A 14,501-nucleotide genomic window follows, 5' to 3' on the forward strand; every position below is an offset into this window, starting at 1 on the left:
GCTCTCACCCGGTGCCGGTCAGCGTTCGAGGCGGTTGTTGAAGCGCCGCGGCAGTCCGAGCGGGTTGTCGTCGCGCAGCTCGGGCGGCAGCAGGGCCTCGGGGGCGTTCTGGTAGGCGACCGGGCGCAGCCAGCGCTCGATGGCCGTGCCGCCCACGGAGGTGGAGGTGGAGGTGGTCGCCGGGTAGGGGCCGCCGTGGTGCTGTGCGGGGGCCACCGCGACACCGGTCGGCCAGCCGTTGACGAGCACGCGGCCGGCGAGCGGGGTGAGTTCGGCGAGGATCTCGGCGCCGCGGCCCTCGCCGGCGGCCTCCTGCGTCGACAGGTGCACGGTCGCGGTGAGGTTGCCGGGGAGCCGTGAGAGGACGGACCGCGCCTGGTCGTCGTCGTCGTAGCGCGCCACCACGGTCACCGGGCCGAAGCACTCCTCCAGGAGCAGGTCGTGGGCCCCCTCCTCGGTGAGCTTCTCGGCCGGGACCGTCAGGAAGCCCGCGCTCACGGTGTGCTCGCCGCCCGCTCCGGGGGTGACCGGCGTCTCGACCGCGGGCAGCTGGGCCCGCTCGGTGACGCCGGCGAGGAAGTTGTCGCGCATGCGGTGGTCGAGCAGGACGCCCGCGTCGGTGTCGCTGACCGCGTCGGTCAGCGACTTCACGAGGCCGTCACCGGCCGCGCCGGACGGCACCAGGACCAGGCCCGGCTTCACGCAGAACTGCCCGACGCCCAGCGTCATGGAGCCGGCGAGGCCGGTCCCGATGGCCTCCGCGCGCTCGGCGGCGGCGGCCTCGGTCACGACGACCGGGTTGAGCGAGCCCAGCTCGCCGTGGAAGGGGATCGGCACGGGCCGTGCGGCCGCCGCGTCGAACAGCGCGCGGCCGCCGCGGATGGACCCGGTGAAGCCGGCGGCGGCGATCAGCGGGTGCTTGATCAGCTCGACGCCCGCCTCGAAGCCGTGCACGAGGCCGAGGACGTCGCCGGGGACGCCGTGCTCGGCGGCGGCCCGGCGGACCACCTTGGCGACCAGCTCGGAAAGGCCCGGGTGGTCGGGGTGGGACTTGACGACGACCGGGTTGCCCGCGGCCAGCGCGCTCGCGGTGTCGCCGCCGGCGACGGAGAACGCGAAGGGGAAGTTGGACGCCGAGTACACGGCGACGACGCCCAGCGGCACCTTGTAGCGGCGCAGGTCGGGCACGGGCGGGGTCGCGGTGTCGTCGGGGTGGTTGACGACGACGTCGAGGAAGGCACCCTCCTCGACGATGTCGGCGAAGGCGCGCAGCTGGTAGCAGGTGCGGGCGAGCTCGCCGGTCAGCCGGACCGGGCCGAGGGCGGTCTCGGCGTCGGCCACCTCGACGAGCTGGTCCCTGGCCGCCTCCAGCCGGTCCGCGGCGGTGCGCAGGAAGGCCGTGCGGACGGTGCGGTCGGCGAGGGCCGCGCGCGCGCCGTGCGCGGCGCGGACGACGGAGTCCACCTCCTGGGCCGTGGCCTCCACCGCAACCTGTTCACGCTGCTTCCCGGTTCGGGGGTCGACACTCCAGACTGGTGCTGCTGCCACCGCGGGTCCCTCCACGTTCGTCGCCGCATCGCAATGCCGCTGTCCTTACCTCACCACCAGGGACGTTCGATATACTGAACGCTGTCTCTGATGATGAATATGCTGTCGGAGACTATTTCCCGTCGAACGAAGGGGTCAAGGGCGATGTCGGCTGGCGAGACGGGGGGCGGAGCGCAGGTCAAGTCCGCGGTGCGGACGGTTGAACTGCTCGAATACTTCGCCGGCCGCCCCGGAATGCACTCCCTCGCGTCGGTCCAGGAGGCCGTCGGCTATCCCAAGTCCAGCCTCTACATGCTGCTCCGCACGCTGGTGGAGCTGGGCTGGGTGGAGACGGACGCGACGGGCACGCGGTACGGCATCGGCGTACGGGCGCTGCTGGTCGGCACCTCCTACATCGACGGCGACGAGGTGGTCGCGGCCGCCCGCCCCACGCTGGACCGGTTGTCGGACGACACCACCGAGACGATCCACCTGGCCCGGCTGGACGGCACCAACGTGGTGTACCTCGCCACCCGCCAGTCGCAGCACTACCTGCGCCCCTTCACCCGGGTCGGACGCCGGCTGCCCGCCCACTCCACCTCCCTCGGCAAGGCGCTGCTGAGCACCTGCACCGACGAGCAGGTCCGCAAGCTGCTCCCGGAGACGCTGCCGGCGCTGACCGAGCACACCATCACCGACCGCGAGAAGCTCATCGAGGAGCTGCACCAGGTCCGCGAGCAGGGCTTCGCCGTGGACCGGGAGGAGAACACGCTGGGGCTGCGCTGCTTCGGCGTCGCGATCCCGTACCGCACCCCCGCGCGCGACGCGATCAGCTGCTCGGTGCCGGTGGCCCGGCTGACGCCCGCGCACGAGCAGCTGGTGAAGGACGCGTTGTTCGACGCGCGCGACCGGCTGACCCTGGCGACCCGTAGGCTCTGAGGCATGCAGATCGCCCTGCGCCCGGTCCACGACAGCGACCTGCCGGTGTTCTACCGGCAGATGAACGACCCCGAGTCCCTGCGGATGGCCGCGTTCACCCCCGAGGACCCGGCCGACCGGGACGCCTTCGACGCCCACTGGAGACGGATCCGCGCCTCCGCCGACGTGGTGCGCGCGATCCTGGCCGACGGCGACGTGGTGGGCAGCGCGGCGGTCTACGGCGAACCGGGCGAGCGCGAGGTCACGTACTGGGTGGACCGCTCCCACTGGGGGCGCGGCATCGCCACGGCCGCCCTGGGGGCGCTCCTGGCCGAGGTCACCGAACGCCCGCTGTACGCGCGCGCGGCCGACGACAACGCCGGCTCCCGGCGCGTCCTGGAGAAGTGCGGCTTCCGGGTGACCGCGCGGGCCACGGGGTACGCCCACGCGCGCGGCGCGGAGATCGACGAGGTCGTCCTGGTGCTGGAGGACTGACCTCCGCGGACGACGGCCCGGCCCGCGGGCGGGCGGCACTGGTCGGGTCGGGGCGCCCCCGCGGGGGCGCCCGCGCGCCTCACCTCACCCGACGCCCAGCATCTGCTCGAGGGGGTCGATCGCGAAGTACACGACGAACAGGGCCGAGGCCCCCCACATCAGCCAGTGCACCTCCCGCGCCCTGCCCAGCACCGTCTTGATCAGGACGAACGCGATGAATCCCGCGCCGATGCCGTTGGTGATCGAGTAGGTGAACGGCATCACGGCGATGGTCAGGAAGGCGGGGACGGCGATCTCGTACCTGTCCCAGTCGATGGACTTGACCTGGGTCATCATCAGGAAGCCGACCGCGACCAGCGCCGGTGCCGCCGCCTGGAGCGGGACGATGGTGAGCAGCGGGGTGAGGAACAGGGCGAGGGCGAACAGGCCGCCGGTGACCAGGTTGGAGAAGCCGGTGCGCGCGCCCTCGCCGACGCCGGCCGCCGACTCGATGTAGGAGGTGGCGGAGGACGAGGAGGCCGCGCCGCCCGCGACCGCCGCCGCGCCGTCGATGAGCAGCACGCGGCCGAGGTGCGGCACCTTGCCCTCGTCGTCGAGGAGGTTCGCCTCGGCGCTGATGCCGACGACGGTGCCCATGGTGTCGAAGAAGTCGGACAGGACCAGGGTGAAGACGAGCAGGACGACCGTGACGGCGGTGGTCTCGCCGAACGCGCCGAACAGGCTGAAGTGCCCGAGGAGTCCGAAGTCGGGGGTGTCGACGAGCTTGTCGGGCCACGCCGGTGTGGTCAGGCCCCAGGACCTGATGTCGGCGAGGGAGTCGATGACGATCGCGACGAGGGTCATCGTCACGATGCTGATGAGGATGGCGCCCTTGACCTTGCGGGCGAGCAGTCCGACGGTCAGCAGCACGCCGAGGCAGAAGACGAGGACCGGCCACCCGCCGAGGGCGCCGGTGGCGCCGAGCTGAACCGGCACGGTGGTGCCCGCGACGTCGGGGACGCGGCTGACGAAGCCGGCGTCGACGAAGCCGATGAAGGCGATGAACAGGCCGATGCCGACGCTGATCGCCTGCTTCAGCGGTTGCGGGATGGCGTGCATGACGGCCTCGCGCAGGCCGGTGACCACCAGCACGCAGATCAGCAGGCCTTCGAGGACGATCAGGCCCATCGCGTCGTCCCAGCTCATCAGCGGGGCGATCTGGAAGGCGACGACGGCGTTGAGGCCGAGGCCGGCGGCGAGGGCGAGCGGGAGGTTGCCGCCGATGCCCATGATGACGGTCATGACGGCGGCCACCAGGGCGGTGGCGGTGGTGAGTTGGACGGCGTCGAGCCGGTGCCCGAACTTGTCCTCGGCGCTGCCCAGGACGAGGGGGTTCAGGACGAGGATGTAGGCCATCGTGAAGAACGTGGCGAAGCCGCCGCGTATCTCCCGGCCGAGGGTGGAGCCCCGTTCGGAGATCCTGAAGAACCGGTCGACCCCGTTCACCGCCGGGGGCGGGGACGTCGGCCGGTCGGCCGCCTGCTGTGTTTCGGACATGACGGGCACTCCTCGTGACCTGGTGATCTGCGGGTGGATGCTGGCTGGATTGTTCCCTCGTCGAACCGCGTTCAGGTTTTCGACGTGTTACGGAATCGGGGTTCGGTCGGCCACACGTTGTTCGAACCCCTGTACCGACCAGGCGGTTGACCACTGCTACGCTTCCGGATCTCGCCCCGGCCACCTCCTCGGGGCATCCCCATGTCATTCACATGACACGCACAGCAGCCACCCCCGCCGGGGTGCAGATTCCGCACCGAGAAGAGGTCACTCGTGGGCACAGTCGTCGACGACGCCGCCTCCGTGGAGTTCCATGCCTTCTTCGAACGCCACCATGCCGAACTGGCCCGGCTCGCCCATCTGCTGACCGGCGAGGCGGACGCGGCCGACGACCTGGCGGCGGACGCGCTGCTCGCGCTCTGGCACCGCTGGGACCGGGTCCGCGCGGCCGACCACCCGGTGGCGTACGCACGTGGTGTCGTGGCCAATCTGGCCCGCACCCGGATCCGCAGCGCGGTCCGCGAACGCCGCAGGATCGCCCTGTTCTGGTCGCAGCGCGAGGAGAAGACGGAGAATCCGGACGTCGCGGGCGTGGTGGACGTCCAGTCGGCGCTGCGTAGACTCCCGTTCCGCAAACGGGCCTGCGTGGTGCTCCGGCACGCCTTCGACCTGTCGGAGAAGGACACCGCGCTCGCCCTGGGCGTCTCGGTGGGTACGGTGAAGAGCCAGACCTCGAAGGGAATGGCCGAGTTGCAGAAGCTGCTCGGCGCCACAGCGGGTCCGCGGAAGGTGCCCGCCGTCATGGCGGCGCGCACGGGTGAGGCCGGAGGAAGAAACCGATGACGATGCAGCGGGACGGGCACGGCGAGCTGCGCGCCCGGCTGCACGAGGCGGCCGGGGCGTACGAGCCGAACCGCGAGCGGATCCTCGCCCGGATCGAACGCGGCATGGTGCAGCAGGAACGGCCCGGCGGTCACCGGGCGACCCGGCCGGCCCTGTGGGGCTGGGCACGGATCGTGAGCGCCACGGCCGCGGTCGCGGGCATGCTCGCGGTCGGCGGCTACGCGGTGGCGTCGGCGGTCAAGGACGACCCGCCGCAGCAGCAGACGGTCGCCGTCTCGCCGCCGCCGGTGGAGTCCCCGGACGCGACGAGCCGCCCGCCGGCCTCGCCGGAGCCGACGCCCGGTCAGGGCGGCGGCGGACAGGACGAGGCCGAGCCGAGCGCCTCACCGACGAAGTCGGCGCAGGCGACGCCGTCCGCCTCCGCCGTGGACCTGCTGCCGGCCGTCGACGACACCGAGGACGGCCCGCTGTGGTCGGACGGCTCGGTCGACCCGCACAGCAACGACTTCTGGGCGCAGAGCAACGTGACGTTCAAGACCTCCGAGCAGCTCACCGCGCTGACCGTGCAGCTGAAGGTCGCGCAGACCGGCGGGGTGTCCTCCGCGGGCGCCTGGCGCTCGCTGCCCGAGGGCGACTTCACGTTCACGGCCCAGGAGAGGGACGGCTTCCTCGTCTACACCTGGGTGCTCAAGGAGGGCCGTACGGTCCCCGAGGGCGAGTGGGTGTTCGCCGGGCAGTACGACCACGACCGCGGCGGCCGGGACGCCAAGGACGACAGCTACGTGGTGGTCGGCGCGTCGGGCGGCCAGGAGAGCTCCGTGGGCGGCGACTTCGCGGCCCGGGACGACGACGAGGGCGACTCGTAGCGGCCGCGGGGATCCCGGAGAAAAAAACTTTCGACGAAGCGGCAACCCTTTCCTCACCGGTGACGACCACACAGCGCAAGAGTCACCACCCACTTGAGGAACCGGTACATGACTGCACCAGCACAACCGCGCGTCCGGCACCGCCGCAAGGTCACCAAGCGGCGGGCGCTGATCGCCGGCTCCGCCGCCCTCGCGGTCTCGGGCGCGGCGATCGTCACCACGACGATGCTCTCGTCCGCGGGCGCGGCGACGGCCTGGCCGACCGCCACCGGCAGCAAGTCCGTGTCGTCGACGATCAAGGTGTCGGGGACCTACGACGGCAAGCTGACGAAGTTCGTCGGCTCCGGCGATCTGGGCGGCAGCGGCCAGGACGAGGGCCAGGACCCGATCTTCGAGCTCGCCGACGGCGCCGTCCTGAAGAACGTGATCATCGGCACCCCGGCCGCCGACGGCGTCCACTGCAAGGGTTCCTGCACGCTCCAGAACGTGTGGTGGCTGGACGTCGGCGAGGACGCCGCCAGCTTCAAGGGCAAGTCCGCCTCGTCGGTGTACAAGGTCATCGGCGGCGGCGCGAAGAACGCCGCCGACAAGGTGCTCCAGTTCAACGGCGCCGGCACGCTGACCGTGTCCGGCTTCCGGGTGGAGAACTCCGGCAAGCTGGTCCGCTCGTGCGGCAACTGCAAGACGCAGTACAAGCGCACGGTCGTGCTGAGCGACATCGACATCGTGGCGCCCCTGAAGGCCATCGTCGGCGTCAACGCCAACTACGGCGACACCGCGACCCTGTCGAAGATCCGCATCCAGGGCGACACCAAGAAGAAGACGAAGACCTGCGTCCGCTTCAAGGGCAACAACACCGGCAAGGAGCCCACCGAGCTGGGCACCGGTGCCGACGGCAAGACCTGCAAGTTCTCGTCGTCCGACATCACCTACAAGTAGGCCCCTCGGCCCGCCGGCCCGAGCCCCTCTCGGGCCGGCACGAGAACGCCCCCGCCGGCGGTCACCGGCGGGGGCGTTCTGCTGCCCGGTTCAGTTCATGGTGGCGCCGATCGTGGTGGACCCGGTCGTCAGGAACGTCGTCGCCGGCAGCGACCCGTCTGCCGCGCGGGCGCCGTACGCCGTCGTCGCGTCCGTCGACCGGAACGCCGGGGTGCCGACGCCGCCGTCCCAGTTGTTCGCGGCGCTCACCGTGGCGGAGCCCAGCTTCGCGAGACCGCCCTTGTTGCCCACGGCGAGGTTGCGGGCCAGCCGGGCCTTGCCGGTCGCGAAGTAGAAGCCGGCCTGCGCGTTGGCGTACGCGGTGTTGCGGTTCAGCACGATCGCGCCGGGGTTGGAGTTCTCGGTGAAGCCGTTCAGCGTGTTGTCCCAGGCCGCGTCGTCGTTCACGACGTGCGCGACGGCGACGCCTCCGCCGCCCAGCTTGAACCCGTTGCCGTTGCCCTCGAAGGCGGTGTCGCCCCACCGGTTCTTGCCGTTGCCGAAGGCCCACGAGTGCTCGATGGTGACCGCCGTGGAGAACTGCCAGAGGTCGAGGCCGTCGTCGGAGTTGTTGTAGAGGCGGGCGCCGGTGATCCGGTTGCCGCTGCCGGAGCCGAACTTCACGGCGATGCCGTCCGCGTTCTGGCCGTGTCCGGCGGGGTCGTAGTTGCTGTGGCTGTCGAGGTTCTGGACGAGGTTGCCGACGGTGTCGTCGCCGCGCAGGGTGAAGCCGGTGTCGCCGTTGGCGGCGGTGACCAGGTTCCTGAAGACGCCTCCGGTGGAGGAGGTCACCACGAAGCCCTGCGCCGGGGACTTCTGGAAGGTCAGGTTCTGCACGGTCCAGTAGCTGCCGTAGATCCCGGCGAGCCAGGAGCCGGCCGGGAGCTTCGAGCCGTCGATCTTCACCTTCTCGGTGCCGTACGCCTGGAGGGTGATCCGGTTCGACGAGGTGCCGCTCGCCGTGGACTTCAGGGTGGCCGTCGGGTAGTAGGTGCCGCCCCGGACCTGGATGACGGTGCCGGCGGCGGCGTTCCTCACGGCCGCCTCCAGTTGCGCGGTGGTCGACACGGTGACCGTGGTCGTCGCGGCCTGGGCGCCGTCGTTCGTCAGGCCGAGGTAGACGCCGCCCGCCCCCGAGGCGACGGCCACCGCGGCGGCGATCGAGAGGGTGCGCGTCCTGCGGTGGCGTCCGGTGCTCAAACGCACGGGGCGTTCCTTTCCTGAGGGGGATGGAGGGGAAACGGGCCGGAGGGGCCGCCCCGGCCCGTTTCCTCACACCAGTCGCCGCCGTGGCCGGAAAGGGTTGCCGGACCGTGCGAAAAGATGCCGGAACTTTCGCCGCGGTCAGTCCATGGTCGCCCCGATGGTGGTGCTGCCCGTGGTCAGGAAGGTGGTCACGGGCAGTGCGCCGCCGGACCGGCGGGCGTCGTACGTGCTGGACGCGTCCGTGGAGCGGAAGGCGGGGGTGGCGATGCCGGAGTCCCAGTTGTTGCCGGCCGAGACGGCCTTGGCACTCCTGCTCGCCTGGCCGCTGCCGTTGCTCACCGCGAGGTTCTTGCCGAGCCTCGCGGAACCGGTCGCGAAGTAGTAGCCCCACTTGGCGTTGGCGTAGGCGGTGGTGCGGTTGATGACGATCGCGCCGGTGTTGGAGTTCTCGGTGAAGCCGTTGCCGGCGTTGCCCCAGGCGGCCGAGTTGTTGACGACGTGGGCGACGACCTCGCCGTCGCCGCCCAGCTTGTAGCCGTTGCCGTCGCCCGCGAAGGCGGAGTCGGACCAGCGGTTGGCGCCGTTGCCGAAGGCCCAGGTGTGCTCGACGGTGACGGGTGAGGAGAAGGACCAGAGGTCGAGGCCGTCGTCGGAGTTGTTGTAGAGGCGGGCCCCGGTGATGAGGTTGCCGGTGCCGGAGCCGAACTTCACGGCGATGCCGTCGGCGTTCTCGCCGTGGTTCGCGGCGTCGTAGTGACCGTAACTGTCGATGTTCTTCACGGTGTTGTTGACCGTGCCGTCGCCGGTGAGGGTGAAGCCGGAGTCGCCGCCGTTGATGGTCCTGATGTTGTTCCAGTTGGTCCCGGTGCAGGACTGGCAGACGACGGCGCTGTCCGGGGAGTTCTGGAAGGTGAGGTTGGAGACGTTCCAGTAGTCGGCGGTGAGCTTGAAGATCCAGCCGCCGGCGGGGAGGTTCGAGCCGTCGATCTTCACGGTCTCCGAGCCGTACGCGGTGAGGGTGACGGGCGCGGACGAGGTGCCGTCGGCGGTGGACTGGAGGGTGGCCGTCGGGTAGTAGGTGCCGCCGCGGACCTGGATGACGGTGCCGGCGGTGGCGTTCTTGACGGCGTTGGCCAGGTCGGTGGAGTTGCCGACCACGACGGTGGCGGCCTGGGCCTGGGTGGGGAGGACGGCCAGGCCGGCGCCGAGCGCGAGGGCGGCCAGGGCGGGGAGAGCGGTGCGACGAGGCATGGAGTGCGGGTCCTTCGCTCGTGGGGGTGGGGGGACGGTCGGATCCCGGTGGGGTGCGGGGGGATCAGAGGACGCGGTCCAGCCAGGTGAAGACCTCGTCCTGCATGCGGTCGACGAAGACGTGGCCGAGGTCGGGCCAGGTCCTCAGGTGCAACCGCTCCTCGGCGTGGCGGGACCGCCAGACGGCGCGCAGCTTCTCGTGGGCCGTGCGGACGCCGTCGGCGGGGAACAGCGGGTCGAGGCCGCCGTCGAAAAAGAGCATCGGCCTGGGTGCGGCGATGCTCGCCACGTCGGGGAAGTCGAGGTGGCGGGGCAGTCCGGGGTGGAGCATGTAGTAGGAGGACTGGCCGCGCAGGGTGTTGTTGCCGGGGACCATCATCTCCTTGAGTCCGGTCATCCAGCAGACGGCGGCCGCGGCGGCGAGGTCGTCGGTGAGCGCCGCGGCCTGCCAGGCGCGGAAGGCGCCCATGGAGAAGCCGACGGCCGCGATCCGCCGCCGGTCCACGCGCTCCAGGCGGGCGAGGAAGCCGGCGGCGCGGGCGTCCTCGCGGGCCATGAGCCCGGCCAGGGAGGACCCCAGGTGGTAGAAGGTGCTCGCCAGTGCCTGCTGCTGGTCGTAGGCGAGGGGGCCGCGGTCGCCCCAGCCGAGCGCGTCGGCGGCCAGCACGACGTATCCGCGCCGGGCCAGTTCGTCGCCGACGAAACGGCCGCTGAAGTACTTCTGGGTCCAGGCTTGCGCGGAGGCGAGCCGGCCGGCGTCGTACCAGGGCCGGACCAGTTTCTCCTTGCCGATGTCGAACTTCGCCCCGTGGTCGTGCAGCAGGAGCACGGCCGGGAAGGGTCCGGGTCCGTGCGGGGTGAGCAGGGCGGCCCGGACGCGTTCGTGACGGGTGAGGGAGAGTGTCACCAACTCGGCCGTGTAGCCGTCCTGTTCGGTCCGCCCGTGGAATTCGGGGGCGTACGGCGTGCCGTCCTCGCGGTCGACGAGCAGCGCCTCCTCGACCGTGGCGCGGGCGGCCCGGCGCCAGGCGCGGAAGTCGCGGATCGGCGAGTTCCCCCAGGCCAGCGGGAAGGTGAGGGCTTGCTTGAGGGCGGGATGGAAGTCGGGCAGCGGACCGTCGACGACCGCCGCCCGCGCACCGCCGGCGGCTCCCCCGGCCAGCAGGGCCGCCCCCGTCCCGACCACGAACGCCCGCCGGCCCACCGGTTCACGGACGCTCATACGGCCTCCAGTCCCCCAGGTAGGTGCGCCGGGTGTGGACGGCCGCCTCCGCGGGGGTCAGCTGCGGGCGGTCGTCCGGTGCGGAGATCACCGCGCCGGGTCCCGCGTTGCCGTACTCGCGGAAACGCATGGTCTGCCAGGGGTAGGCCTCGCGCATGTTCGTGTACGGGGCGGCCGCGTCGATGCCGGGGCCGATCCAGGAGTCCCGTACGACGAGGGAGGGCCAGGCGGTCGTCTCGTACGACGGCACCCAGGGCCGGGCCAGTTTGTAGGCCGCGTCCTCGGCACCGGAGGTGACGCGGCAGCGGACGGCGAGGAAGCCGTAGGGGTTGGCGCGGGCGGTGGCCGGGGCGAAGACCATGCCCTTCGGGGTGAAGGCGACGTCCCGCCGGAGGGTGTGGAAGCGGCAGGTGTCGAAGACGGCGCGGGCCCGTCCGAAGACGAAGTCGACGTCGCCCTCGATGTGGCAGCGGTGGTAGTAGTGCCGGTCGAAGGCGTCCAGGGCGGTGGTGTCCGCGAAGAGGGTGTCCTGGTGGGCGAGGAAGCGCACGTTGTCGAAGCGGGAACGGTCGCCGGTGACGTACGCGGCGACCGCCTGGGTGCCGGTGATGTCGGGGTGGTCGGCGCGCAGCCAGTCGTTGGCGAGGGTGAGGTCGCGCACGGTCAGGCCGGGGGCGGCGGAGGTGAAGGTGGCGGAGCCGGCGGTGCCGTAGGTGGTGCCGTCGGGCTTCTTCGTGCCGTTCGCGTTGTCGTGCACCAGGACGGCGGCGCGCGGGTCGCGGGAGGCGCCGCGCAGGGTCAGCCCGGCCGCGCCGGCGGGGACGGTGACCACCTCGCGGTAGGTGCCGGGGTGCACGACGATCGTCCAGCCGGGCCCGGTGACGGCGTCCACCGCGGCCTGGACGGAGTCGCCGGGGCGCACGTGCAGGACCCGGCGGCCCCCCGTGCCCGTGCCGGCCGCGAGGGCGGGGGTGGCGGTGGCGGTGGCGGCCAGAGCGGCGGTGAGACCGGTCAGGAGGGTGCGCCTGCGCATGTCAGCAGGTCTCCTTCCAGGGCGTCCAGTCCCCGAGGTGGGCCGACCGGGTCGCGGACGCGGCCTGCTCGGGGGTGAGCTGGGGCCGGTTCTCGGGGACGGTGACGACCGCGCCGGGTCCGGAGTTGCGGTACTCGGCGAACCGCTGGTCCTGCCAGGGGAAGGCGGCCGACATGTTCGCGTAGGGCGCGACCGCGTCGATGCCGGGGCCGAGGTGGGTGTCGCGGACGGTGAGCATGGGGCGGGCGGTGGTGTCGGAGCTGGGCACCCAGGGGCGGGCCAGCTTGTAGAAGGCGTCCGGGGCCTCGCTCGTGACCCGGCTGCCGGTCACCAGGTAGCCGCGCGGGTTGGCGCCGGCCGTGGAGGGCGCGAAGACGAAGCCGTGGGGGGCGGCGGCGAGGTCCGTGCGGTTCAGGGTGCGGAAGTGGCAGTGCTCGAAGACGGCGGTGGCCCGGCCGAAGACGAAGTCGACGTCCCCCTCGGCGTAGCAGTGGGAGAAGTACTGCCGGGCGAAGGTGCCCAGGGCGATGGAGTCGGCGTAGAGGGTGTCCTGGTGGCCGAGGAAGCGGCAGTGGTGGAAGGCGGAGCGGTCGCCCTGGACCTTGATCGCGACGGCCTGGGTGCCGGTGACGCCGGGGTGGTCGGCGCGCAGCCAGTCGTTGGCGAAGGTGATCCAGCGGGCGGTGAAGCCGTCGGCCTGCACGGTCGTGGTGGCCGAGCCGGTGGTGCCGTGGGTGCCGCCGCCGGGCTTCGGGGTGCCGGCCGCGTTGTCGTACACGATCACGACGTCGCGGGGGTTCTCCGAGGCGCCGATCCAGGTCGCCTCCGCGCGGGTGACGTCGACCGCGAGGGTCTCCCGGTAGGTGCCGGGGGCGATGACGAGGGTGCGGCCGGTGCCGGTGGCGGCGGCCACGGCGTCGCGGACCGAGGTGTGGTCACCGCGTCCGCGCGCGTCGACGTACAGGGTTCCCGGGGTGAGGCGGGCGGACGGGGAGCCGAAGCGGCCGAACGGCCCGCGGGTGCCGGCGCGGACGGGTCCGGCCGACAGGCCGAGGGCGGCGCCCGCACCGGCGCTCGCCAGGAGGAAACCCCTTCTGGACAGGGGGAGCTGGACGTGGTGCGAGGGCATGCGGGTGCTCCTTCGGGGTGCGGCTCGTGCGGCTCGTGGGATGCGGACCTCGGACGTGTGGGGGGTGGGGTGTGCGGGCCGGGGCGGTGGGGCCCCGGCCCGCACGGTGCGGTGCTCTGCGGTGCGGTGTGGTGCGGTGTGGTGCTCTGCGGTGCGGGTCAGCAGATCTTTCCGGCGCCGGCCCGGCCGGTGACGATGCCGGGGACGGCCTTCGCGGGGTCGACCCTGGTGCGCAGGGTGGGCGTCCAGCCCGCGCCGGAGCGGAGGGTCTCGGCGGGGATCTCCGCGTTGTGCACGGCGATCAGGTCGACGGGCTTGCCGTTGACGTAGTTGCCGTCGGCGGTGACCGGCGCCTCGCTCCACTTCTTCAGCGCCTTCGCGGCGCTCACGCCGGCGGGCAGCGTGAACGCGTTGTGCTGGGCGACGAGCTGGGACTCCTTGCCGATGCCGAAGCTGTAGGAGTAGGAGGCGTCGGCGACGAAGTGGTTGTTGTAGGAGTCGACCTGTCCGAAGCGGACGCGGGGCGCGCGCTCGACGAGCTTCGAGAACAGGTTGTGGTGGAAGGTGACCTTCAGCTTGCCCCGGTCGCCCACCGCGGTGGACTCGCTGTCGCTGTTGCCGATGAGGATCGTCTTGTCGTGCTCGGTGAAGACGTTCCAGGAGGCGGTGACGTAGTTCGAGCCGCGTACGACGTCCAGTTCGCCGTCGTGCTGCTGGTAGAGCATGCCGAAGTAGGTCGGCGCGGCGCTGTCGGGGTGGGAGCCGTCGGTGAACGTGTTGTGGTCCAGCCAGACGTGCGTGGACCCGTAGACGACGGCGGTGTCGTACTCGGAGTTCCAGTTGCCCTTCGAGCCGTCGGTGGGGTCCCACTGCGGGAAGCAGTCGATGGGGCTCTCGAAGGCGAGGTTGCGGATGATCACGTTGTCGACGGCCTTGATCTGGAGGCTGGCGCCCTTGATGCCCGCGTTCCTGCCGACACCGATGATGGTGGTGTTGGAGGGGACGTTCACCTTGATCGCCGTGTCCTGGGCGGCGGCGGAGGCGCGCCGCAGGCCCTCGGGGCTGTCCGCGGGCTCGGCGCTCAGGTCGGTGTCGAGGCCCCACACCTCGGGCGCGTACGCGGCGAGGTAGGCGTCGAAGTCGTAGCCGGGCGCGGCGAAGGCGTCGCACCCTTCCGAGACGGCGTCGATCGTGCCCTTGACCTTGATGATCCTCGGTGCGGTGCCGCCGCCCTCCAGGGCGGCCCTGAACTCCGCCCAGGTGGTGACGGTGTGGACGTGCTCGGCGTCGGCGGCGGCACCGCCGGTGGTGCCGGTTCCGTAGGCCGCCCAGCCGTCGCCGGCCGGCAGGGTCTGCCGGGCGACGTCCTGGGCGGAGTGGGCCTGGGCGGGGGTGCCGGTGACCGTCAGGGCGAGGGCGGTGCAGCCGACCACGACGGCCGACTTTATGGCATGCCCATGCCATCTCTGTGTGTTCACTGTGCGGCTCTCTTTCACG

At 71.8% G+C, this 14,501-nt stretch carries 13 protein-coding genes; 5 read left to right on the forward strand and 8 right to left on the reverse strand.

Annotated features, from left to right (window positions below; all coding sequences use genetic code 11):
* Positions 1-18 precede the first annotated feature (18 nt).
* A complete protein-coding gene (locus ACH4N1_RS26265) occupies positions 19-1,548 on the reverse strand; it encodes an aldehyde dehydrogenase (NADP(+)) (protein WP_398100646.1) in 1,530 nt (509 codons plus the stop codon).
* A gap of 144 nt (positions 1,549-1,692) precedes the next feature.
* Here ACH4N1_RS26265 and ACH4N1_RS26270 point away from each other — a divergent pair, with 144 nt between their 5' ends.
* Together ACH4N1_RS26270 and ACH4N1_RS26275 are read left to right on the forward strand one after the other, a co-directional pair.
* The gene (locus ACH4N1_RS26270) at positions 1,693-2,466 is read left to right on the forward strand and encodes an IclR family transcriptional regulator (protein WP_366060479.1); all 774 of its coding nucleotides are present in this window, start codon (positions 1,693-1,695) and stop codon (positions 2,464-2,466) included.
* A 3-nt stretch (positions 2,467-2,469) separates the two neighbouring features.
* Positions 2,470-2,940, forward strand: a complete 471-nt coding sequence (locus tag ACH4N1_RS26275; protein WP_398100649.1) for a GNAT family N-acetyltransferase — start codon at positions 2,470-2,472, stop codon at positions 2,938-2,940.
* 84 nt (positions 2,941-3,024) lie between these two features.
* Here ACH4N1_RS26275 and ACH4N1_RS26280 read toward each other — a convergent pair whose 3' ends face one another.
* On the reverse strand, positions 3,025-4,476 hold the full coding sequence (locus ACH4N1_RS26280; protein WP_398100651.1) for an NCS2 family permease: 1,452 nt from the start codon (positions 4,474-4,476) through the stop codon (positions 3,025-3,027).
* 273 nt (positions 4,477-4,749) lie between these two features.
* On the opposite strand from ACH4N1_RS26280, the gene ACH4N1_RS26285 reads away from it, so the two are divergent.
* From ACH4N1_RS26285 to ACH4N1_RS26295, 3 genes are all read left to right on the forward strand, one after another.
* Entirely contained in the window at positions 4,750-5,319 is a 570-nt protein-coding gene (locus ACH4N1_RS26285; protein ID WP_366061781.1) for a SigE family RNA polymerase sigma factor, read from the forward strand.
* Positions 5,316-6,185: a hypothetical protein gene (locus ACH4N1_RS26290; RefSeq protein WP_398100653.1), complete on the forward strand. Its 870-nt coding sequence runs from the start codon at positions 5,316-5,318 to the stop codon at positions 6,183-6,185. Before ACH4N1_RS26285 ends, ACH4N1_RS26290 begins: the two co-directional genes overlap by 4 nt.
* Before the next feature lie 108 nt (positions 6,186-6,293).
* Entirely contained in the window at positions 6,294-7,124 is an 831-nt protein-coding gene (locus ACH4N1_RS26295; RefSeq protein ID WP_398100655.1) for a pectate lyase, read from the forward strand.
* 90 nt (positions 7,125-7,214) lie between these two features.
* Here ACH4N1_RS26295 and ACH4N1_RS26300 read toward each other — a convergent pair whose 3' ends face one another.
* The 6 genes from ACH4N1_RS26300 to ACH4N1_RS26325 all read right to left on the reverse strand — a co-directional run bounded on the left by ACH4N1_RS26300 (position 7,215) and on the right by ACH4N1_RS26325 (position 14,482).
* Positions 7,215-8,369: a right-handed parallel beta-helix repeat-containing protein gene (locus ACH4N1_RS26300; protein WP_398100657.1), complete on the reverse strand. Its 1,155-nt coding sequence runs from the start codon at positions 8,367-8,369 to the stop codon at positions 7,215-7,217.
* Positions 8,370-8,507: 138 nt separating this feature from the next.
* Positions 8,508-9,620 (reverse strand): chondroitinase-B domain-containing protein, encoded by a 1,113-nt coding sequence (locus ACH4N1_RS26305; protein ID WP_398100659.1) that lies wholly within the window; start codon positions 9,618-9,620, stop codon positions 8,508-8,510.
* A gap of 64 nt (positions 9,621-9,684) precedes the next feature.
* Positions 9,685-10,842, reverse strand: a complete 1,158-nt coding sequence (locus ACH4N1_RS26310; protein WP_398100661.1) for a dienelactone hydrolase family protein — start codon at positions 10,840-10,842, stop codon at positions 9,685-9,687.
* Positions 10,829-11,875 carry a pectinesterase family protein gene (locus tag ACH4N1_RS26315; RefSeq protein WP_398100663.1) on the reverse strand — a complete coding sequence of 349 codons (1,047 nt, stop codon included), beginning with the start codon at positions 11,873-11,875 and terminating at the stop codon, positions 10,829-10,831. The genes ACH4N1_RS26310 and ACH4N1_RS26315 overlap by 14 nt, the downstream gene beginning before the upstream one ends.
* Before the next feature lies 1 nt (position 11,876).
* Complete coding sequence (locus ACH4N1_RS26320) at positions 11,877-13,004, reverse strand: pectinesterase family protein (protein ID WP_398100665.1); 1,128 nt, start codon at positions 13,002-13,004, stop codon at positions 11,877-11,879.
* 158 nt (positions 13,005-13,162) lie between these two features.
* Positions 13,163-14,482 (reverse strand): polysaccharide lyase family 1 protein, encoded by a 1,320-nt coding sequence (locus tag ACH4N1_RS26325; protein WP_398100667.1) that lies wholly within the window; start codon positions 14,480-14,482, stop codon positions 13,163-13,165.
* Positions 14,483-14,501: the final 19 nt, after the last annotated feature.

The sequence above is a fragment of the Streptomyces sp. NPDC017202 genome, assembly GCF_044331705.1.
In the GTDB taxonomy this organism is placed as follows: Bacteria; Actinomycetota; Actinomycetes; order Streptomycetales; family Streptomycetaceae; genus Streptomyces.